This window comes from Gymnodinialimonas sp. JB5-7, assembly GCF_055693405.1.
The window spans coordinates 144,267-163,715 of the sequence record NZ_JBVFUX010000004.1 but is presented as its reverse complement, the minus strand read 5'-3'; the positions used below and the strand labels follow the sequence as shown (position 1 = coordinate 163,715).

At 60.4% G+C, this 19,449-nt stretch carries 16 protein-coding genes and 4 pseudogenes; 5 read left to right on the top strand and 15 right to left on the bottom strand.

The features are described from left to right. The first annotated feature begins 133 nt into the window (after positions 1-133). Both rpsB and tsf read left to right on the top strand, forming a co-directional pair. Complete coding sequence (gene rpsB, locus ACZ1HK_RS01445) at positions 134-952, top strand: 30S ribosomal protein S2 (RefSeq protein WP_472627162.1); 819 nt, start codon at positions 134-136, stop codon at positions 950-952. 74 nt (positions 953-1,026) lie between these two features. Next, positions 1,027-1,903: pseudogene (gene tsf, locus ACZ1HK_RS01440) on the top strand (translation elongation factor Ts). Between the two features lie 72 nt (positions 1,904-1,975). Here tsf and ACZ1HK_RS01435 read toward each other — a convergent pair. The 6 genes from ACZ1HK_RS01435 to ACZ1HK_RS01410 all read right to left on the bottom strand — a co-directional run bounded on the left by ACZ1HK_RS01435 (position 1,976) and on the right by ACZ1HK_RS01410 (position 5,464). Next, the gene (locus tag ACZ1HK_RS01435; protein WP_472627161.1) at positions 1,976-2,356 is read right to left on the bottom strand and encodes a tetratricopeptide repeat protein; all 381 of its coding nucleotides are present in this window, start codon (positions 2,354-2,356) and stop codon (positions 1,976-1,978) included. Further along, a complete protein-coding gene (locus tag ACZ1HK_RS01430; RefSeq protein WP_472627160.1) occupies positions 2,353-2,928 on the bottom strand; it encodes an RNA polymerase sigma factor in 576 nt (191 codons plus the stop codon). The genes ACZ1HK_RS01435 and ACZ1HK_RS01430 overlap by 4 nt, the downstream gene beginning before the upstream one ends. Next, positions 2,925-3,299: a hypothetical protein gene (locus ACZ1HK_RS01425; protein WP_472627159.1), complete on the bottom strand. Its 375-nt coding sequence runs from the start codon at positions 3,297-3,299 to the stop codon at positions 2,925-2,927. Before ACZ1HK_RS01425 ends, ACZ1HK_RS01430 begins: the two co-directional genes overlap by 4 nt. 454 nt (positions 3,300-3,753) lie before the next feature. After that, positions 3,754-4,557, bottom strand: a complete 804-nt coding sequence (locus ACZ1HK_RS01420) for a helix-turn-helix transcriptional regulator (protein WP_472627158.1) — start codon at positions 4,555-4,557, stop codon at positions 3,754-3,756. Between the two features lie 18 nt (positions 4,558-4,575). Beyond that, entirely contained in the window at positions 4,576-4,986 is a 411-nt protein-coding gene (locus ACZ1HK_RS01415) for a type II 3-dehydroquinate dehydratase (protein ID WP_472627157.1), read from the bottom strand. A 79-nt stretch (positions 4,987-5,065) separates the two neighbouring features. After that, on the bottom strand, positions 5,066-5,464 hold the full coding sequence (locus ACZ1HK_RS01410; protein WP_472627156.1) for a rhodanese-like domain-containing protein: 399 nt from the start codon (positions 5,462-5,464) through the stop codon (positions 5,066-5,068). Between the two features lie 108 nt (positions 5,465-5,572). On the opposite strand from ACZ1HK_RS01410, the gene ACZ1HK_RS01405 reads away from it, so the two are divergent. From ACZ1HK_RS01405 to ACZ1HK_RS01395, 3 genes are all read left to right on the top strand, one after another. Further along, positions 5,573-7,474: a propionyl-CoA synthetase gene (locus ACZ1HK_RS01405; RefSeq protein WP_472627155.1), complete on the top strand. Its 1,902-nt coding sequence runs from the start codon at positions 5,573-5,575 to the stop codon at positions 7,472-7,474. Continuing rightward, a complete protein-coding gene (locus tag ACZ1HK_RS01400) occupies positions 7,471-7,812 on the top strand; it encodes a RidA family protein (RefSeq protein WP_472627154.1) in 342 nt (113 codons plus the stop codon). The genes ACZ1HK_RS01405 and ACZ1HK_RS01400 overlap by 4 nt, the downstream gene beginning before the upstream one ends. Before the next feature lie 105 nt (positions 7,813-7,917). Further along, a complete protein-coding gene (locus ACZ1HK_RS01395; RefSeq protein ID WP_472627153.1) occupies positions 7,918-8,847 on the top strand; it encodes an amidohydrolase family protein in 930 nt (309 codons plus the stop codon). On the opposite strand, the gene phoB is transcribed toward ACZ1HK_RS01395, so the two are convergent. From phoB to ACZ1HK_RS01350, 9 genes and pseudogenes are all read right to left on the bottom strand, one after another. After that, on the bottom strand, positions 8,839-9,525 hold the full coding sequence (gene phoB / locus ACZ1HK_RS01390; RefSeq protein ID WP_472627152.1) for a phosphate regulon transcriptional regulator PhoB: 687 nt from the start codon (positions 9,523-9,525) through the stop codon (positions 8,839-8,841). The genes ACZ1HK_RS01395 and phoB overlap by 9 nt on opposite strands. A gap of 3 nt (positions 9,526-9,528) precedes the next feature. Next, positions 9,529-10,239 (bottom strand): phosphate signaling complex protein PhoU, encoded by a 711-nt coding sequence (phoU, locus tag ACZ1HK_RS01385; protein ID WP_472627151.1) that lies wholly within the window; start codon positions 10,237-10,239, stop codon positions 9,529-9,531. Positions 10,240-10,255: 16 nt separating this feature from the next. Next, positions 10,256-10,957: a phosphate ABC transporter ATP-binding protein PstB gene (pstB, locus tag ACZ1HK_RS01380; RefSeq protein WP_472627863.1), complete on the bottom strand. Its 702-nt coding sequence runs from the start codon at positions 10,955-10,957 to the stop codon at positions 10,256-10,258. A 121-nt stretch (positions 10,958-11,078) separates the two neighbouring features. Beyond that, positions 11,079-12,434 (bottom strand): phosphate ABC transporter permease PstA, encoded by a 1,356-nt coding sequence (pstA, locus tag ACZ1HK_RS01375; protein WP_472627150.1) that lies wholly within the window; start codon positions 12,432-12,434, stop codon positions 11,079-11,081. Then, positions 12,434-13,886: pseudogene (pstC, locus tag ACZ1HK_RS01370) on the bottom strand (phosphate ABC transporter permease subunit PstC). The gene pstA and the pseudogene pstC overlap by 1 nt, the downstream one beginning before the upstream one ends. 75 nt (positions 13,887-13,961) lie before the next feature. Continuing rightward, positions 13,962-14,999, bottom strand: a complete 1,038-nt coding sequence (locus ACZ1HK_RS01365; RefSeq protein WP_472627149.1) for a substrate-binding domain-containing protein — start codon at positions 14,997-14,999, stop codon at positions 13,962-13,964. 139 nt (positions 15,000-15,138) lie between these two features. Then, entirely contained in the window at positions 15,139-16,233 is a 1,095-nt protein-coding gene (locus tag ACZ1HK_RS01360; RefSeq protein ID WP_472627148.1) for an ATP-binding protein, read from the bottom strand. Between the two features lie 672 nt (positions 16,234-16,905). Further along, positions 16,906-18,094: pseudogene (locus tag ACZ1HK_RS01355) on the bottom strand (trans-sulfuration enzyme family protein). 87 nt (positions 18,095-18,181) lie between these two features. Next, positions 18,182-19,448: pseudogene (locus ACZ1HK_RS01350) on the bottom strand (glutamate-5-semialdehyde dehydrogenase). Position 19,449 lies beyond the last annotated feature (1 nt).

Sequence of the window (19,449 nt, the reverse complement as noted above, 5' to 3'; positions counted from 1 at the left end):
AAACCCCCTAAATCGCGCGCACTTCACAGGCGAGGGCGGGCCATGCGGCGGGAGACATCCCCGTACGGTCCACCGGTTGAGGCATCCGCCTCTGATCCCTCGCTCAGGTTCAAACCGGAAAAGGAAAACAAGCATGGCGCTTCCTGATTTCTCCATGCGGCAGCTTCTTGAAGCTGGCGTTCACTTCGGCCACCAGACCCAACGCTGGAACCCCCGTATGGGCGAGTTCATCTATGGTGACCGCAACGGCATTCACATTCTCGACCTGACGCAAACGCATCCGATGCTGGAGCAGGCGTTGATCGCCGTGCGCGAAACCGTCGCCAAAGGTGGCCGCATCCTGTTCGTGGGCACCAAGCGTCAGGCGCAAAAGCCGATCGCCGACGCCGCAGAGCGTTGCGCGCAGTATTACATGAACCACCGCTGGCTGGGTGGCACGCTGACGAACTGGAAGACCGTTTCCAACTCGATCCAGCGTCTGAAGGACATCGACGCCAAGATGGAAGACGGCGTTGAGGGTTTGACGAAGAAAGAGCGTCTGGGCATGGAACGCGATCAGGCGAAGCTGCAGGCCTCGCTGGGTGGGATCCGCGAAATGGGCGGTCTGCCGGACCTGATCTTCGTGATCGACGTCAACAAGGAAGACCTGGCGATTGCCGAAGCCAAGAAGCTGGGTATCCCGGTTGTGGCCGTGGTCGATACCAACTGCTCGCCCGACGGCGTGGATTACATCATCCCCGGCAACGACGACGCGGCCCGCGCAATTGCGCTTTACTGCGACCTCGTTTCCCGTGCGGCGCTTGACGGCATGACCACGCAGATGGAGACCGCCGGTGTTGATCTGGGTGCGTTGGAAGAAGGCACCGTGGAAGAAGCGCTGAGCGAAGAAGCTCCCGCCGAGGCCGCAGCCGAAGAAGCGCCCGCCGCTGAAGAGACGCCCGCAGAAGGCTAAGCCTTTCGCGACAGGACTGACATGAGGGTCGGGGTAAGCCTCGGCCCGACATTCCCCATTTCAGGAGACATGACATGGCAATCACCGCAAGCATGGTGAAAGAGCTGCGCGACACAACCGGCGCAGGCATGATGGACGCCAAGAAGGCGTTGACCGAAACCGATGGCGACATGGAAGCTGCCGTTGACTGGCTGCGCACCAAGGGCCTTGCAAAGGCCGCCAAGAAATCGGGTCGCACCGCGGCTGAGGGCCTTGTGGCCGTCGCCGTTGATGGTGGCACGGGCGTTGCGGTTGAGGTGAACTCCGAGACCGACTTCGTGGGCAAGAACGCCGACTTCCAAAAGATGGTGTCCGGCATTGCCGGTGTGGCCATGGGCGTGGACGATGTGGACGCGCTGAAAGCGGCAGATATGGGCGGCAAGTCGGTCGAGCAGACCGTCACAGACGCCGTTGCCGTGATCGGTGAGAACATGTCCGTGCGCCGGATGGCCAAGCTGGAAGGCGATCAGGTTGTGGCATACGTCCACAATGCTGCAGCCGATGGCATGGGCAAGATTGGCGTTCTGGTGGCCACCAAGGGTGGTGATGCGGGCTTTGCCAAGCAGGTTGCGATGCACGTCGCCGCCGTGAACCCTGCCTCGCTGTCTCGAGGACGATCTGGACCCTGCCGTGGTCGAGAAGGAAAAGCAGGTCCAGATGGACATTGCTCGCGAAAGCGGCAAGCCCGAGCAGGTGATCGAAAAGATGATCGTGGGCCGTATGAAGAAGTACATGGCCGAGGTCACGCTGGTGAACCAGTCGTTCGTTGTGAACCCCGACCTGACGGTGGGTGACGCTGCAAAAGAAGCCGGTGCTGAGATCACCGGTTTCGTCCGCCTCGAAGTCGGCGAAGGCATCGAGAAGAAAGAAGAGAACTTCGCAGAAGAAGTGGCGAAAGCGGCCAAGGGCTGATTTCGAACCACATGCGTGGGACAGTGACGGGGCAGGGGAGTGATCCTCTGCCCCGTTTTCGATGCGTTGGGATCAGCTATTTTCCTCGATAATGGCCTGCAGTTCCGCCAGCGCCAGATCCGCCTGACCGGTGTCGCGATAGAGGTCGCGCAGTTTGAAGCGGATGATGTTGCGTACGGCCAGATCATCGGGGTATTGGGCCAGCGCCTCTTGCAGGACCGGGATGGCTGCGGCCAACTCGCCGCGTTCTTCGTAGATTTCAGCGACACCTTCGATGGCGAGGAAAACTGTCGCCTCCTGCTCGGTAGTGAAGCCCACAAATTGCTCGGCCAGGTCGAGATAGGATTGGAAGAGGCCGATCATCTCATACTCGGCCTCTTGCGCCTGTGCGTTATGCACCGGGGCAAATAGAGCCGTCACGCTGAGGACGCCTGCGATAAGCATGTGTTTCATTGGGAAGTCTCCTTACTGGTGAGTGCGGGCGGGGATTGGAATTCGGTTTGCAGTTTGCGGGTGGCCCGGTGGAGATGGGCCTTCACGGTGCCTTGGCGGCATCCGAGAATTTCGGCGGTCTCGGCGGTGTCGAAGCCTTCGAGAAAACGCAGAAGGACGACTTCGCGTTGCCGGATCGGTAGTGTGGCGAGCGCACGACCCAGATCGCGCAACCGGTCAAGGCGGGCGGGGTCGGCTTGCGCATCAGCGTGGGTGCTGAGCACTTCATCCGCTTGAGCCGCGCCCCAGAACCGGCGGCGTTTACGGGCCTGTTCGCGGGCAACGTTGATTACGACGCCGTAAAGCCATGTGGTGAATTTCGCGCGCGGCTGCGCCTTTAAACGCCCATCGTGAAGGCGCAGGAAAACCTCTTGCACCACATCATCTGCGGCGGCGTCTTCGCCCAAGATGCCCCAGGCGAGCCGGAACACGTAGTGACGGTGTCGGTCGTAGAGCTGCGACAGGGCCAATTGGTCCTGCGCGGCGCGCGCCATCAGGCCCCAATCCGCATCTGAGGGCGGAGCCGCGTTCATCCGCTCGATCCGTCGGGGCGTTGCGGCAGCGTGAAATCGAACGTCATGCGAGAAAAGGACAGCGTCGGGCGGGGGCTGCCGGTGAATTGCGGGCGGCCGGACGGGGCGTCGGGCATGGCTTGCGGCGCGGCGATCAGACGGTGGCCCGGCGGTGTGTCGGGTTGATTGAGGCTCAACAGCACAAGGCCGGTCACACCAAGTGCGGCGACGCCTGCCGCAATGGCTAGCACCCGGTGCACGGGGCGGGGCTTGGCTTGCGGCACAACTGTAAGGGGCGGCGGCACTGCACGATGGCGCAGCGCCTGGTAATCTGCCCGCGCTTCCCCAAACAGCCGGTTCAGCGTTTCAATGTCTTTGTCCGTCTCGGTCATGTTCAGCCCTTTCATGACCATACATGTCACGGAAGCACGGATCGGTTTACTTCAAGGCTGCGCTTTTTCGGGACAGGATGTGCACAGACAAAGAAAAACGGCGTTGCCCAGGGACATAGGCAACGCCGCTTCTTCAGTGAACACCCGGCGCGAGGGACAAGGGATAGTGCGCCGGTTCGTCAAATCGGGCTGCCCAAGGGACAAAAGGCAGTCCGTTTCCCGAAGCGGATATCGGGCGTCGAAAAATAAACGCCGCCCGCTTCGAGCCCCTCAGGCCACGAGGTGCGACCTTTGGGTGGACCCGGTGGCGGGAGAATGCCGCCACGCGGGCCCGATGTTCCTGGCCGTAATTGCCATCACTCACGGAACAGCATCAGAATGCCAAAAGAGAACCCTTCGGGATAGATGGGGATTCCCTTACCATTCGGTCAAAAACCTGTCGAAAAGGACAGGTTTAGCGTCGATCTCCGACAGAACCGGTCAAATGTGGTAGGCGCGCGGTCTGATCTTCCTTGTCGTCGAGTCGGAAAATCTGGTTGAGAATCGATGCTTTGCGGACCGCTTGGGCCGTCGTTTCGACCCCCAATGCGTCGCGGGCACCGCGCAGGTGTTTTTCGACTGTTGCTACGTTGCGTTCCAGCAGAAGCGCGATGTCGGCCATGGTTTTGCCGTCCGCCACAAGCTCCAGAACCTCGGATTGGCGCGGCGTCAGCAGCTTGCGCTGACCGGTTGCGGGCAGTTGCAGGATGCACAGATGGGCGACATGGCAGATCGTTTCGATATCTGCGCCATGTTCTTCCCAGATGGCATCCGCTTCGTCCTGGCTCATGCCTTTCTTGACGGCCATGCCGATGCCCGCATTGGCGTTCTTGATCGCCATGGGAAAGCTGATGGTATAGCCAGCTGTCAGCCCATGCCGCTCATTGAGGGCGCGCATGGCCAGTTCGCCTTGCGACGGTTCGTCGTGGGCCATGGACATGTAGACATCGCGCCACGACGCGGCACCGGTGTTTGAGATCGCCCACCGCATCATCACACCGTTGCGGAACATGCCGCCGTCGACATAGGCCTCCACATAGTCAGTGGGCATATTGGTCAGCAGCAGCGCGTCTTCGGGATTGTCGTAAAGACCCGCGCCGCGGAAGGCGTTGAAGCCGTAGAAAACCCGGTCAAAGCCATATGAGGCGAGAACCTTGGTATGGTGAGACCAGAGATCTTCGACGCTGGTCATCTGCAAATAGGGGCGAAGGCGTTTCATGAAGGGGATCCTAAACGCTTATGAAAGGTGAGTGTGAAGGGCGCGAAGCGCGAGGCCGTAACCCGCGGTTCCAAAACCTTGGATAATGCCAAGGCAAACCCCGCCGAGCATTGAGGCATGGCGGAAGTCTTCGCGGGCATGTGTATTGGAAATATGAAGCTCGATCGTGGGAAGAGCGATCCCACTGATCGCGTCCCGCAACGCGATCGATGTATGGGTGTAAGCACCCGCATTGATCACCACGCCCTGATGGGTATGGCGAATGTCGTGGAGGGCGTCGACAAGGCCGCCCTCGTGGTTGGATTGGCGAAACTCGATCTCAAAGCCCAAATCGCGTCCGAGCGCAGCGCACTCGGCCTCGATATCGGCAAGCGTCTTGGCGCCGTAAATTTCAGGCTCCCTCTCCCAGAAGGTTGAGGTTTGGGCCATTGAGCACCAGAAACTTCATTTTCGTCCTATCCCTTTGGCCGCACTCTATAATCAAGTGCCGGGCCACGTCAAAGCGTCGTTAACCCTTGTCCGACTGTTCAATCGGCCCGCCGTGATCGGCCCAGGTGGAAAAGCCCTCGCGCAGATGTGCGGCGGCAAAGCCCATGTCTTGCAAGGTCGCCACGGTGAGGGCAGAGCGCCATCCGGACGCGCAATGGAAGACATAGCGTTTGCCGTCCTGCGCAAAGACGGGCTTGTGGTAGGGACTTTCCGGGTCCACCCAGAATTCGATCATACCACGCGGCGCATGGACTGCGCCCGGGATGAACCCGCTGCGCTGACGTTCGCGGATGTCGCGGATGTCGACCACCACCAGATCGGGATCATCCAACTGTGCGATCAGGTCCTTCGTTTCGATCTCGTCAATGCGGGCGCGGGCGGCGGCGACCATCTCTGCGGCAGTCATCGTAAGCGTCATGCCTGTCCCTTTCGTCACAGTTGGCGGTAACGCAGATTGACCCCCTCGCGCCTCGGTTGCAACATGCCTGACGAACACGCGCAACGGCGCAGCGGGAGGGACACCGAGATGAGCTACAAGGATACCTACGCGGCCTGGGCGGCTGCGCCGGAGGATTTCTGGGCGGAGGCCGCCAAATGGGTCGACTGGATCAAGGCGCCTGAGGTGATCTTTGATGGCGACGCTGACGTCTACGGGCGCTGGTTCCCCGATGCGAGCTGCAATACCTGCTGGAACGCGGTAGACCGACATGTGGAGGCCGGACACGGCGACCGGCTTGCGCTGATCTACGACAGCCCCGTGACGGAGACCAAGCGCAAGATCACCTATGCCGAGCTGCAGGATGAAGTCGCAACCCTCGGGGCCGTGCTGCAAGACATGGGCGTGGGGCAGGGGGATCGCGTCATCATCTACATGCCCATGGTCGCGGAAGCGGTGATGGCGATGCTCGCCTGTGCGCGGATCGGGGCGGTGCATTCGGTTGTATTCGGTGGGTTCGCCGCGCCGGAACTGGCGACCCGCATCGATGATGCGGGGGCCAAAGCCGTGATCTCGGCCTCTTGCGGGATCGAGCCGGGGCGCGTGATTGACTACATGAAGTTACTCGATGAAGCCATTGAAATTGCATCTATAAAGCCTGATGCGTGCTTGATCCTTCAGCGGGAGGTTCAGCCGTGTACCTTGACGGAAGGCCGCGATGTGGATTGGGCCGAGGCGATGGCCGCCGCTCGTGCTGCAGGCCAGAAATCGGAGTGCGCTGAGGTCAAAGCGACCGATCCGGCGTATATTCTCTACACCTCGGGCACGACGGGTCAGCCCAAGGGGGTGGTGCGGGATACGGGCGGCCATATGGTGGCGCTGAACTGGACCATGAAGAATATCTACGACGTCAATCCGGGCGACGTGTTCTGGGCGGCCTCGGATGTGGGTTGGGTCGTTGGGCATTCCTACATTTGTTACGCGCCACTCTTGGCGGGATGCACCACGCTTGTGTACGAGGGTAAGCCGATTGGCACCCCCAATGCGGGCGCGTTCTGGCGGGTGATTGCCGAGCACAACGTGAAAGTTTTGTTCACCGCACCCACGGCGTTCCGTGCGATCCGCGGACAGGACCCAGAGGCCGCATTGATGGCGGACTATGACCTGAGTGGGCTGCAATCGCTGTTCCTTGCAGGCGAACGTTCGGACCCCGCGACGCTACAATGGGCGGAAGAACATCTGGGTGTGCCCGTCATCGATCATTGGTGGCAGACGGAGACTGGTTGGGCGATTTCAGCTGTGCCGATGGGGATTGAGGCATTGCCGGTGAAGTATGGCTCACCGGGCGTCCCGATGCCCGGATACGACGTTCAGGTGCTGGACGATTCCGGCGCGCCGGTGCCGAACGGAACGCTTGGAAATATCGTGGTCAAACTGCCATTGCCGCCAAGCTGCTTGCCGACGCTGTGGAATGCGGAAGATCGCTTTCGGTCCAGCTATCTCAACGATTTTCCCGGATTTTACGCGACCTCGGATGCTGGGATCCTCGATGAAGACGGCTACCTTCACATCATGGCGCGCACGGACGACATCATCAACGTGGCGGGTCACAGGCTGAGCACAGGTGCGATGGAAGAGGTTCTGGCGCACCACAAGGACGTTGCAGAATGCGCGGTGGTTGGTAAGGCGGACGATCTGAAAGGTCAGATGCCCTTGGGGTTCTTCGTGACCAAGGCGGGTGTGAACCGGCCGGAAGACGAGATTTGCGCGGAGCTGGTCAAGATGGTCCGGGCCGAGATTGGCGCTGTGGCGGCGTTCAAGACCGCTGTGGGTGTGAAACGTCTGCCCAAGACACGCTCTGGCAAGGTGCTGCGTGGCACGATGCAGAAGATTGCGGATGCGGAGAGCTACAAGATGCCGGCGGCAATTGATGACCCGGCGATCCTGGATGAGATCACGGATGTGCTGAAGACGAAGGGATTGGTCGGATGATCGAACGGATTGAACCTGGCGTGCGGTCGTCAAAGATCGTGAAGCACAATGGCGTCGTATATCTGACGGGTCAGGTGGGCGAGGGTGCGGACATTACCGAGCAGACAGTTGAGTGTCTGCGGCGTGTGGATGCGTTGCTGGAGCAAGCTGGATCGTCGCGCGAGCATTTGTTGCAGGTCACGATCTGGCTCGCGGATATGGCGGATTTCGCGGCGATGAATGAAGTCTGGAACGCTTGGGTGCCCCAAGGCCATGCGCCGGCGCGCGCCTGTGGCGAGGCAAAGCTGGCGCGGGACGTGTTGAAGGTGGAGATGATCGTCACAGCTGCGGTGGCGTAGGCGTGCACGCGTACACAACGGGTTAAGCCATTGCCTTGTATGGATAGTTTCAAGCATCCGTTAATTTAACATAATCATGATTACTGGCCAAATGGATACCGAGACATGGCGTTGAGTGAACTCCTCCCCCACGGCTATATTGATGCGCATCATCACGTTTGGGCACCTGAAAGCCGTGGCGATGAGATCGGCTATGCATGGCTCCGCGACATTGGCGCGCCGAAACCGTTCGGTGACCCGACACCGATCCAGCGCGACTACCTGATGGAGGAGTTTCTGGCGGAGGCTTCGGTTGCGCCGCGCGCCTCGATCCATGTGCAGACCGATGGTGCCTTGCCTGATCCGGTGGCTGAGACGGCGTTTGTTCAGGCCGAGGCGGATCGCTGCGGTCATATGGTGAAAATCGTTGGCCTTGCGGATTTGAGTTCGTCCGATTTGCCTGAAACGCTTGCGCGCCATGCCGCGTTCACTGGCTTTTGTGGTGTGCGCCAAATCGTCGGACGGTTGGCACACCGACCTGATTTATCCTTTGCGCCACGCGATTTCATGATGGAAAAACAATGGCGTGAGGGCTTGAAGCGGCTCGAAGGCGACGGACTTACATTTGACCTTCAGATGTATCCCGAGCAGGCGCATCAGGCCCTGGACGCCCTATCTGCAACCCCTGCCCTGCGCGTCATTATCGACCATGCGCTGTGCCCGTATGATCAACGCGCCGAAGGCTACGAGCTTTGGAATGAAGCTGTGGGCCTGATGGCGACACGACCCAACACGTTTATCAAGCTGAGCGGCTTTGGCATGTACGACAACGGTTGGGACCAGCTCGGGGCCGAGGCAATTCAACCTTACGTCGATGACATCATGCTGGCGTTTGGAGCGGATCGTGTGATGTGGGGCAGCAATTACCCGGTCGAGAAGCTCGCGAAACCGTATCAGGAATGCGTCGAAGCGATTGCAGATGCGATTCCGCCGGAGCAACGAAAACCTGTTTTTTTGCATTCCGCAGCAATGGCTTACGGGCTGACGTTAACCTAACGCGTAGCCCGCACCACGCACGGTGCGGATCGGATCTCCGGCCTCACCAACCTTCAGGGCTTTACGCAAACGGCCGACATGGACGTCGACGGTTCTGCTATCGACATAGATGTCCCTGCCCCAGACACGATCCAATAGCTGCTCTCGGCTCCAGACCCTGCCCGGGCGTTCCATGAAGGCGGTCAGAAGCCGGTATTCTGTCGGCCCGAGATGGAGTTCGTCGCCGCCGCGATACGTGCGATGCTCGGCCAGATCGATCGCAATATCCTCGTACTCCAAACGCTCCCCCACAGTGGCGGGTCGTACACGGCGAAGCTGAGTGCGGACGCGCGCCAGGAGTTCCGCTACCGAATAGGGCTTGGTGACATAGTCATCTGCGCCTGTTTCCAACCCGCGGACCTTGTCGATTTCTTCGGAACGAGCAGAAAGCATGATGATCGGGATCTTTGCGGTGTCCGTGCCCATCTTGAGCTGACGGCAGACCTCGATGCCCGATACGGCGGGCAACATCCAATCCAACACGATCACATCGGGTGGTGTTTCCTGGACGGCCACCAATGCCTCGTCGCCAGAGGCGACGGTATGCACGTCATAGCCCTCAGCACGGATATTGTAAGCCAGAACCTCGCGTTGAGCGGGTTCATCCTCGACCACCAGAACAAGCGGCTCACCAGCCATGGCTCAGGCCCCTTGAACGTAAGGTGTCTTGTCCTCTTTCGGACGGTCATCATCGGGCATCTCACCGGTCACAAGGTAGATCACCTGCTCGGCCACGGATGTCACGTGATCCCCCATCCGTTCGATGTTTTTGGCCATGAAATGCAGGTGCATGCAGGTAGTGATGTTGCGCGGATCTTCCATCATGTGGGTGAGGTATTCGCGGAAAAGCGCGGAATACATCTGATCCACTTCCAGATCGCGCTGACGGACATCTTCGGCCAGGTCGGCATCCTGCTGGATATAAGCATCAAGCACGTCCTTCAGCATCAATTCGACTTGCCGCGCCATGCGCTTGAGCGCCTTTGCGGTGCCGGGCACATGTTCCAACTCGATCACCGATTGGCTACGTTTGGCGATGTTTTTGGCGTAATCGCCGATGCGCTCAAGATTTGCGGAAACGCGGAAAACGGTCAGCACGGTACGCAAGTCGGAGGCGATGGGTTGGCGCAGCGCGATGATACGCGCGGCATCTTCATTCACTTGCTCTTCTAGCGCGTCGATGGCCTTGTCGGCCTTGCGCACGGTTTTGGCGAGCTCAACATCGCGCGCTTCCAACGCGTCGACGGATTTGCTGATCGCCTCTTCCACCATGCCGCCCATGCGCATGATCTTGGCTTGAATGCCTTCGAGGTCGCGGTCGAAACTGCTGACGATATGTTCTGAATTAGGCATGGCCCCTACCCTATGATCAGCCGATGCGGCCAGTGATGTAGCTTTCCGTGCGCGGATCGCTGGGGTTGGTGAAAATGGTATCGGTGTCGTCGAATTCCACGAGGTTGCCGAGGTGGAAGAACGCCGTCTTCTGGCTGACGCGCGCGGCCTGCTGCATGGAGTGTGTGACAATCACAACGGAGAAGCGGCTGCGCAGCTCGTCGATAAGCTCTTCGACTTGCGCGGTGGCGATGGGGTCGAGGGCTGAGCACGGCTCATCCATCAGCAGGACCTCGGGTGAGGTCGCAACGGCGCGCGCGATGCACAGGCGTTGCTGCTGACCGCCCGACAGGCCTGTACCGGGGGCGGTCAGGCGGTCTTTCACCTCGTCCCACAGCGCGGCGCGGCGGAGGGACTTTTCGACGATGTTCTCAAGATCGGCCTTGTTCTGGGCCAGCCCGTGGATGCGGGGGCCGTAAGCGACGTTGTCGAAGATCGATTTGGGGAACGGGTTGGGCTTCTGGAACACCATGCCTACCTTGGCGCGCAGTTGCACCGGGTCGACCTTGGGGTCGTAGATGTCTTCGCCCTCCAGCGTTACATCGCCTTCGACGCGGCAGATATCGATCGTGTCGTTCATGCGGTTCAATACCCGCAGGAAGGTGGATTTTCCGCAGCCTGAGGGGCCGATGAAGGCGGTGACCGTCTTGTCGGCGATGTCGACATCGACTTCTTTGATCGCGTGGTTGTCGCCGTAGTAGACGTCGACCCCCTCGCCCGCATTTTCAGCGTGTCGACGGCGACGCCTTGGTCGATCTGGGACATATCGTTCATGTTTGAGCCTTCCATGGAACTGTCTCTCACCACCGTCTTTCGAACCGACGCCGCAACAGGATGGCGATCAGGTTCATCATCAAAAGGAACACAAGCAGCACGATGATCGCGCCCGAAGCTCTCTCCACAAAGGCAGGGTCGGAGCGTTGTGTCCAGCTGTAGACCTGAACGGGCAGCGCGGTCGCGCCGTCGCCCATCAGGGGGAATGTATTGGAATGGGTCGACAGGAAGTCGGGGTATTCGCGCACGAAGGCGACCATGCCGATCAGCAGAAGCGGCGCCGTTTCGCCAAGCGCCTGGGCCAGGCCGATGATCGTACCGGTGAGGATGCCGGGCATGGCGAGAGGCAGGACGTGGTGGAAGATCGACTGCATTTTCGAGGCGCCGAGGCCGAGGGCTGCCTGCCGGATCGAGGGCGGCACGGCGCGCAGGCTCGCGCGGGTGGCGATGATGATCGTGGGCAGCGTCATGAGCGTCAGGACCAGGCCGCCGACAAGGGGCGAGGATTGGTTGAAGTTCATGAAGTTGATGAAGACGGCCAAGCCAAGGATGCCGAAGACGATGGAGGGCACGGCTGCGAGGTTCGAGATGTTGACCTCGATCAGGTCGGTCAGGCGGTTCTTTGGTGCGAATTCCTCAAGGTAGATGGAGGCGGCGACGCCGATGGGAAGCGCGAGGGCCAGAACAACAAGCATCATGTAGAACGAGCCGATGATCGCCACGCCCAGGCCTGCCGCTTCGGGGCGGGAGCCGGAGGCATCGGGCCAAGTGATGAAATCCCAGTTGAAGCGAGTTTCCATCATGCCGAGATCGGCCAGTTGCTGCGCCAGCACAAGCTGCGCGGGGCTGACATTGCGGTCCCGCTCGGCACTTTCCATGGTCACGCGGCCCTTGAAGAAACCGTCGATACGGCCGCCGACGAGGATCTCGGCGTCGATGGTGGTGCCGACAAGCTCCCGATTGGCAAGGACCATGGCGCGGATCTGCGCAGGCGCTTCCTCGGAAAGCATTGCGGCCAGCTCACGCCCGCCCATGCCGGGATCGATCCCCTCCGCCTCAAGGTGCTGTTGGAGGGACATGGCGATGACAGGCAGGTAGCCGAAGGTGGTGACGGCGGCCATCTCCGCCGGGTCGCGGTTGCCTTCCGGATCGAGCCGGTCTTCGGACAATGTGATCGGGTATGAGATATACGTCTGCTGGAACGCGCTGAGGCCGTTGCCGAGAATCGAGGTCAGCAAGACGATCAGCGCAATGATCCCGGTGATAACGGCGGCCATGCCGTAGACACGGAAGCGCGTCTCAGCACGGTTACGCTTCTTGGTGCGGGCATCCTGCGCATAAAGCGACCGCTTGGGCGCAGTAGAGATCGGCATATCGGTCATTAGTCGTACTGCTCCCGATATTTGCGCACGATGTAGAGCGCGAAGATATTGAGCGCGAGGGTGATGACGAAAAGCGTCAGGCCAAGGGCGAAGGCCACCAGCGCCTCCGGGCTGGAAAAGTCCGTGTCGCCGGTCAACTGGCCCACGATCTTCACGGTCACGGTTGTCATCGCCTCAAACGGGTTGAGGTCAAGCCGGGCTGCGGCCCCTGCCCCAAGCACCACGATCATCGTCTCGCCAATCGCGCGCGAGGCGGCCAAAAGCACGGCGCCGACGATGCCAGGGAGTGCAGCGGGCAGGATCACCTGCTTCACGGTTTCCGATTGCGTGGCGCCAAGGCCATAGGAGCCATCGCGAAGGGATTGCGGGACAGAGTTGATAATGTCGTCGCTACAGCGAGGAGACGAAGGGGATCAGCATAATGCCCATGACGATGCCTGCGGTCATCACTGAGGACGAGCTATCGCCGAGCCCAAGCGGTTGCGCGAAGTAGTCGCGCAGCATGGGGCCCACGGTGATCAGGGCGAAAAGGCCGTAGACGATGGTGGGGATGCCCGCGAGAACCTCGATCAGTGGCTTTGCGACTGAGCGCACGCGTTTGGTGGCGTATTCGGCCATGTAGATCGCGGCGAAGAGGCCGATGGGCACAGCCACGAGGAGCGCGATGAGCGAGATGTAGAGCGTGCCCCAGAGGAGCGGGATCAGGCCAAGCTCGGACCCGCCTTCGAAGGAGGGACGCCATTCAAGGCCAAAGAAGAAGTCCTGCCATGGGTAGAGCTGGAAGAAGTTCCGCGTGTCCCAGAGCATCGACAGGACGATGCCAACCGTCGTCAGGATTGCGAGGCTCGAGGCGACCACAAGGATCGACAGAATGGCGTATTCCACCCGGTTGCGTGCGCGCAGGTCCTTGTGGGTGCGCGCGTAGGCATAGGCGAGGCCCGCGAAGGCCAATGCAAAGACAGTGATCAGCATCCACGTGCTGCCGGTCGCGTTCAGCGCGCGGAAGCTTTGGGCCGCCAGCAGGACGGTTTCACTGACATGTGCGCCAAGAGCCACGCCAGCCTCGGCCAATTGCGCACGAATATCACTGTCCGAGGCGAGATTTGAGGCGTCTTCTGCATCCAAGAACCCACGCTCGATAGCTGTATCGATGCCCAGGGCCAACCGGCGAATTTCGGTCATTAGGAGGGTCGGGTTTTCGACCTGCTCCATATACGGGTTTGGAATCTGACGCTCGACCATGCGTTCGACCGCGATGGGCTGAATGATCAACCACAGGCCCAGAACCAAAAGCGCCGGCACCAACGTCAAAAGAGTGACATTGAGGCCGTAGTAGTTGGGAAGGGAATGGAGCTCGCGGCGATCGCCCCCAGCGCTGGCCATGGCCCTTTGGCGCCCCAGCACATAGCCGAGCGATCCGAGGAAGATCAGGGCGATAAGAATCCAGAGCATGGCAGTGTTCCGGTGCGTTCGAGGTGCGGACGGGGCCGTCTAGCGGCCCTGCCCTGTTGGTTCAAGCAGATGGGGTTACTGCCCCATCAGCACGCGGTCAGCGACCACCGACTGTGTCTCGGCCAACTGAGGATCCGAAACCAGGCCATAGGCGGCCAGCGGGCCCCAATCGCCGGCGATGTCATCGCTGACGAAGAACGACGCGTATTCCTGAAGGCCGGGGATCACGTCGAGATGTGCGGCCTTGATGTAGAAGAACAGCGGGCGCGAGACGGGGTATTCGCCGGTCGCAATCGCATCCACGGTGGGGACGATGCCGTTCATGGTGGCGACTTGCAGGCGATCGGTGTTGTTTTCGTAGAACGCGAGGCCGAAGACGCCGATGCCGTTGGCATCCGCGTCGATGCGGGCCAGCGTTTCGGTGTAGTCGCCGTCGATGTCGACGGACACGCCATCGGCGCGGATTTCCATGCAGGCCTCTTCGGCGGCGTCTTCATCCATGCCCATTTCCATCATGGCAGCCATGGAGCCCGTGTCTTCACAACCCTGAAGGATCACACGCTCATCAAAGACCTCGCGGGTGCCGTGGCGGGTGCCGGGGATGAACGCGGCGATTTCCTGATCAGGCAGGTCTGCGTTCACTTCGGCCCACGAGGTGTTGGGGTTGGCGACCATCGCACCATCGACCGGAAGCTCAGCGGCCAGTGCCAGGTACCAATCGGATGGCGTGAATTCGAAGGAATTGCCGTTGATGTCAGAGGCGAAAACGATGCCGTCATATCCGAAGCGCACTTCGATGATGTCGGTCACGCCGTTCTCGGCACAGGTGGCCACTTCGCTCTCGCGGATCGAGCGGGAGGAGTTGGCGATGTCGATGGTGTTCTCGCCCACGCCTTCGCAGAAGCGGCGCAGACCGGTGGAGGAGCCACCCGATTCGACCACGGGGGTCGGGAATTCGAAGTTCTCACCGAAGGCTTCGGCGACGATCGTGGCGTAGGGCAGAACGGTCGAGGACCCGGCGATCTGCACGTTGTCACGGCTTTGAGCAGCGGCTGTGGTTGCGGAAACGGCAGCAATGGCCAGAACCGATACGCTGAGCTTTGCGAAAGACATGTTGGAACTCTCTCCACTTGGTTTGTCAGACATCCCGAAGGCACGTGTAGGCCTCCGTTGGCGCCCCGCCTAAGGACGGCTCGCAATGCTTTTGTGACGGTTGCGTAACAGTTTTATGACACCCACAAATGTCGTTGCGTCAGGTGGCCGGAAGGATGACAGAGAACGTGCTGCCCTTGCCCTTCTCCGAGGTGATTTTCAGCCGACCCCTATGGCGATTGACGATGTGTTTGACGATTGCCAAACCAAGGCCCGTTCCTCCCATCTCACGCGACCGGTGCGTGTCGACGCGGTAAAAGCGTTCGGTCAACCGTGGCAGGTGTAGCCCGTCGATCCCGTCGCCTTGGTCTGTCACATCAACCTGAACAAAGGGGCCGCGCAAAAGGCCCCTCCCCTCACCCCGGCTGATCCGGAGGGTGACGGGTTTGGCTGGCCCGCCATATTTGATCGCGTTTTCGGTGAGGTTCAGGAATACCTGCATCAGTTGATCACGCTCTCCGATCACCTCTGCCGCCCCCGAGGCAGACGTGTCGACTTCCAGCCTGAGGTCGTTACCCGTTTCCTCCGCGCGAGGGCGCAAGGCGGCGATGCTGGACTGCAAAAGACTTTCAACGTCCAACACATCGCTAGGGCGCATCCGTTCGGCGGCCTCCACCCGGCTGAGGGAAAGCAGGTCCGAAACAAGTCGGTTCATTCGGCTGGCTTCATCTTCCATGATCGAAAGGAACCGATCATGGGCTGCAGGATCATTCCGGGCCGGGCCGCGCAAGGTTTCAATGAAGCCAAGCAAGGCCGTTAACGGTGTGCGCAATTCGTGACTGACATTGGCCACAAAATCGCGGCGGATTTCCTCCGCCTCGCGCAGATGGGTTATGTCAGAAAAATGCAGCAGCAGCGCGCGCGCATTGCCCGTTGGCAGGGCCGTGATGCGAACCTTGTATTCGGTCACCCCGGATTGCTCGGACCGTTCAAATCGCGCCTCGGCGGTTGGCGCCCCGTTTTGCACCTCCTCTATGCGGGATTGCAGGGCGGGCTGGCGCAAAACCGTTCCATGATTGCGGTCAAGGATCCAATCGCCAAGCATCAGCAATGCAGGCCCGTTCGCACTGGCGATTGTCCCTTCCGCATCGATGTGCAGAAGCGGGTCAGGAACCGCGTTTAGGATTGCATCAATCATCGGGTCTGTGGCCGCCATGTCCCAAATCCGCAGCTTATCAAGCGTTGCCACATGCATTGGGCCGATTCTTCAAGAGGGCGCAATGGTGCCGAGACAGGTGGCTTTATTACTTGCACTAGCAAACAATCCCCGATGAGCATAACTTGTGTATGACGGTGCCGCTCATTGAGTCCCCATCCTTGGGGTACCCGGCGCCTTTGGGGTGGACCACCATGCCACACGACCAATCCACACGCCAATGGATGCCGGTAGACGGTGAGCCTCATGGAATGGCTAAGCCCTTGGCTGCGATGACAATTTCCCTACCGGAATACGTTCGCAAACGGCTTCCACCGCATGTCCTTTCCCCTTGGCATCGGTCAAACATATCAATCTGTCCGAGGTCAAATTTCATAAATTTGCAGGCTCTTTGGCGCCGGATTTGGTACTGTCGCCACTCATCTCGCCGGGATCCGATGCCTTGGATCTTTTGGCCGCTCTCAAGGACCGAAGATCTGCAGGACGCTTCCTGATGCTGGCCCCGGCCGTGCCGGACATCCCCCTGATCCGGGCCGAGATGTTGGCGCAGGCAGGCGGCGTTGATCTCGATGTCATTTCCCTTGGCGCATCCAGCACATTGCACGAGGTTTAGAGCACTTTGCGTTTGATTTGAATCGCAACCCGCTGCCTCGCGCCGATGGCACGAACGTGGAACGCGACAGGACTGCGTCATATGAAACGCAAAGTGCTCTAGACAGCGCCCAGACCCGCCTCAAAATCCGCAATCAGAAGCTCAATCGGCTCAATCCCAACCGAAACCCGGAAGAACCCATCGCTAATCCCAAGAGCTGCACGCCCCTCAGCCGTTAGACCGCGATGGCTGGACGAGGCTGGATGGCTGAGCGTCGTGCCGACATCCCCTAGCGTTGGCGCAAAGGGCAAATCAGGCGCGGCCTGAACCATGCGATCGGCAGCCGCTTCGGTAGGATCAGCCAGTTCAAAGCTGACCATGTTCCCGAATGCGCTGCCGGTCAGTGCGCGGGCGCGTGCGTGATCTGGATGGTCAGCACGCCCCGGGTAAAGGACGCGCGCAACCTTTGGATGCTCGGCCAGCCAATCGGCCAAAGCTGCCGCATTAGATTGCGCCTTCTCGAACCGCAAAGGGAATGTGTAAAGCCCGCGTTCCGCCAACCAACATTCTTGCGGCGCGGGGTCATCCCGACGGTCACCGCAAAATCGTAGATCGCGCGCATCTGATCAGGCGCACGCGCAGCGACGTAGCCGAGCGTCACATCGGAATGACCCGCAAGCAGTTTCGTGACCGAGTGGATGGTGATGTCCGCCCCAGCATCCAACGGTTTGTAGGCCATGGGCGTGGTAAAGGTGTTGTCGACCGCCAGAATGACACCGGCTTCCTTTGCCAGCGCAACGATCCCCTCCATATCTGCCACACGCAGTGTCGGGTTCGATATCGCCTCAACCAAAATCATCTTGGTCTGGGGGTAGTCGCCGCCCGCATGGCCGCCACATCCGTGGGGTCAGCGACCGATGTTTCAATCCCGAAACGGGCCAAGTCCTGATGCATCAACCGCAGGGACCGCCCATAAAGCTGATTGCCCCCCAGGATGTGATCCCCCTGCCCCAATAGCCCCAGGATTGTTGCCGAAACCGCCGCCATCCCGGACCCGAGGACAAGCCCGCCCTCCGCGCCTTCCAACATGTCGATCTTGCGCGCCAGAAGTTCTGCATTCGGATGCCGTTCGCGCGCATAGGTATAGCCGTGGGCGCTGCCTTCGTATTGCGCGTGAAGCGTTTGGATGGACGGCGAGGCGTACACAACGGACGGCTGGATCGGTGTCACCACGGGGCGGCTGACGCCCTCCCGCAGCCCTGCGCGTCGCACCAAGGTTGCAGGTATTTCATTCCGCCCGTCGCTCATTCTGCGCCGCCCTTCTTCCTTGTTTCAAAAATACCTCGGGGAGCGCGAGGGGCTGGCCCCTCGCACCTCTGCCCCACACATATGGCCTTAACTGCGAATGGTGCCGTCCCCGGTCACAAGATATTTGAACGAGGTCAGCTGTTCAGCCCCAACCGGCCCGCGCGCGTGCATCTTGCCTGTGGCAATCCCGATCTCGGCGCCCATCCCAAACTCCCCCATCTGCAAATTGCGTTGAGGCGTTGCGCATCAAAATGGCACTATCGAGCCGTTGGAAGAAGCGATCGGCAACCCCGTCATCCTCAGTGATGATGCAATCAGTATGGTTTGATCCATATTGGCGGATATGCGCAATTGCGCCGTCCACGTCGTCAACGACGCGCGCGGCGATAATCATATCCAGGAATTCACGGCCCCAATCGTCGTCTGCGGCGGCACTTACCCCGCCGATCTTTTGAACCTCGGCATCCCCACGCACATCCACACCGGCATCCAGCAGGGCGCGCACAACACCCTGGCCAATCGTGTCTGCAATATCGCGGTGGATCAGAACGCATTCGGCTGAGCCACAAACCCCGGTACGGCGCGTTTTCGCGTTCAACACAACCTTCAGCGCCTTTTCCGGGTCGGCTGATGCGTCAAGGTAGATGTGGCAGATCCCCTCCAAATGGGCAAAAACGGGAACCCGCGCTTCACGCTGGACGAGGCCCACCAAACCTTTGCCGCCGCGCGGAACGATCACGTCGATGGTGTCGGTCATCGTCAGCATTTCACTGACGGCGGTGCGATCGCGTGTCGGCACACGTTGGACGGCGTCTTCGGGCAGCGAGGCTGCACGCAGCCCGTCTTTCAGGCATTCGACCAGCAGGGCCGAGGAGTGGAAGCTTTCCGACCCGCCCCGCAGAATGACGGCATTGCCGGATTTCAGACACAGCGCGCCGGCATCCGCCGTCACATTGGGACGACTTTCATAGATCACCCCGATCACGCCCAGGGGCGTGCGCACCCTTTGAATGTGGAGCCCCGTGGGACGGTCCCATTCGGTCATGACCCGTCCAACCGGATCATCCTGGCCGGCGACGGCCCGCAGACCCACAACAATCGCTTCAATTCGGGCCTCGTCCAGCATCAGCCGGTCGAGCATCGCCGCCGAAAGGCCCTTGTCGCGCCCGTAGTCCATATCCTGTGCATTGGCTGCGATGATCTCACTGCGACGCGCCCACACGGCATCCGCTGCGGCATTGAGGGCCGCGGCCTTCGCTTCGGCTGGTGCAAAGGCAAGCTTGGCCGAAGCGGCTTTCGCGCGGGCCCCAATATCAGCCATCAGGGCGGGGATATTGTCTATCAGGTCTTTCATG

Bases quoted from the DNA above. Each gene is read 5' to 3' on its own strand.
- rpsB (WP_472627162.1), top strand. From the start codon at position 134: ATGGCGCTTCCTGATTTCTCCATGCGGCAGCTTCTTGAAGCTGGCGTT.
- ACZ1HK_RS01435 (WP_472627161.1), bottom strand. From the start codon at position 2,356: ATGAAACACATGCTTATCGCAGGCGTCCTCAGCGTGACGGCTCTATTT.
- ACZ1HK_RS01430 (WP_472627160.1), bottom strand. From the start codon at position 2,928: ATGAACGCGGCTCCGCCCTCAGATGCGGATTGGGGCCTGATGGCGCGC.
- ACZ1HK_RS01425 (WP_472627159.1), bottom strand. From the start codon at position 3,299: ATGACCGAGACGGACAAAGACATTGAAACGCTGAACCGGCTGTTTGGG.
- ACZ1HK_RS01420 (WP_472627158.1), bottom strand. From the start codon at position 4,557: ATGAAACGCCTTCGCCCCTATTTGCAGATGACCAGCGTCGAAGATCTC.
- ACZ1HK_RS01415 (WP_472627157.1), bottom strand. From the start codon at position 4,986: ATGGCCCAAACCTCAACCTTCTGGGAGAGGGAGCCTGAAATTTACGGC.
- ACZ1HK_RS01410 (WP_472627156.1), bottom strand. From the start codon at position 5,464: ATGACGCTTACGATGACTGCCGCAGAGATGGTCGCCGCCGCCCGCGCC.
- ACZ1HK_RS01405 (WP_472627155.1), top strand. From the start codon at position 5,573: ATGAGCTACAAGGATACCTACGCGGCCTGGGCGGCTGCGCCGGAGGAT.
- ACZ1HK_RS01400 (WP_472627154.1), top strand. From the start codon at position 7,471: ATGATCGAACGGATTGAACCTGGCGTGCGGTCGTCAAAGATCGTGAAG.
- ACZ1HK_RS01395 (WP_472627153.1), top strand. From the start codon at position 7,918: ATGGCGTTGAGTGAACTCCTCCCCCACGGCTATATTGATGCGCATCAT.
- phoB (WP_472627152.1), bottom strand. From the start codon at position 9,525: ATGGCTGGTGAGCCGCTTGTTCTGGTGGTCGAGGATGAACCCGCTCAA.
- phoU (WP_472627151.1), bottom strand. From the start codon at position 10,239: ATGCCTAATTCAGAACATATCGTCAGCAGTTTCGACCGCGACCTCGAA.
- pstA (WP_472627150.1), bottom strand. From the start codon at position 12,434: ATGACCGATATGCCGATCTCTACTGCGCCCAAGCGGTCGCTTTATGCG.
- ACZ1HK_RS01365 (WP_472627149.1), bottom strand. From the start codon at position 14,999: ATGTCTTTCGCAAAGCTCAGCGTATCGGTTCTGGCCATTGCTGCCGTT.
- ACZ1HK_RS01360 (WP_472627148.1), bottom strand. From the start codon at position 16,233: ATGCATGTGGCAACGCTTGATAAGCTGCGGATTTGGGACATGGCGGCC.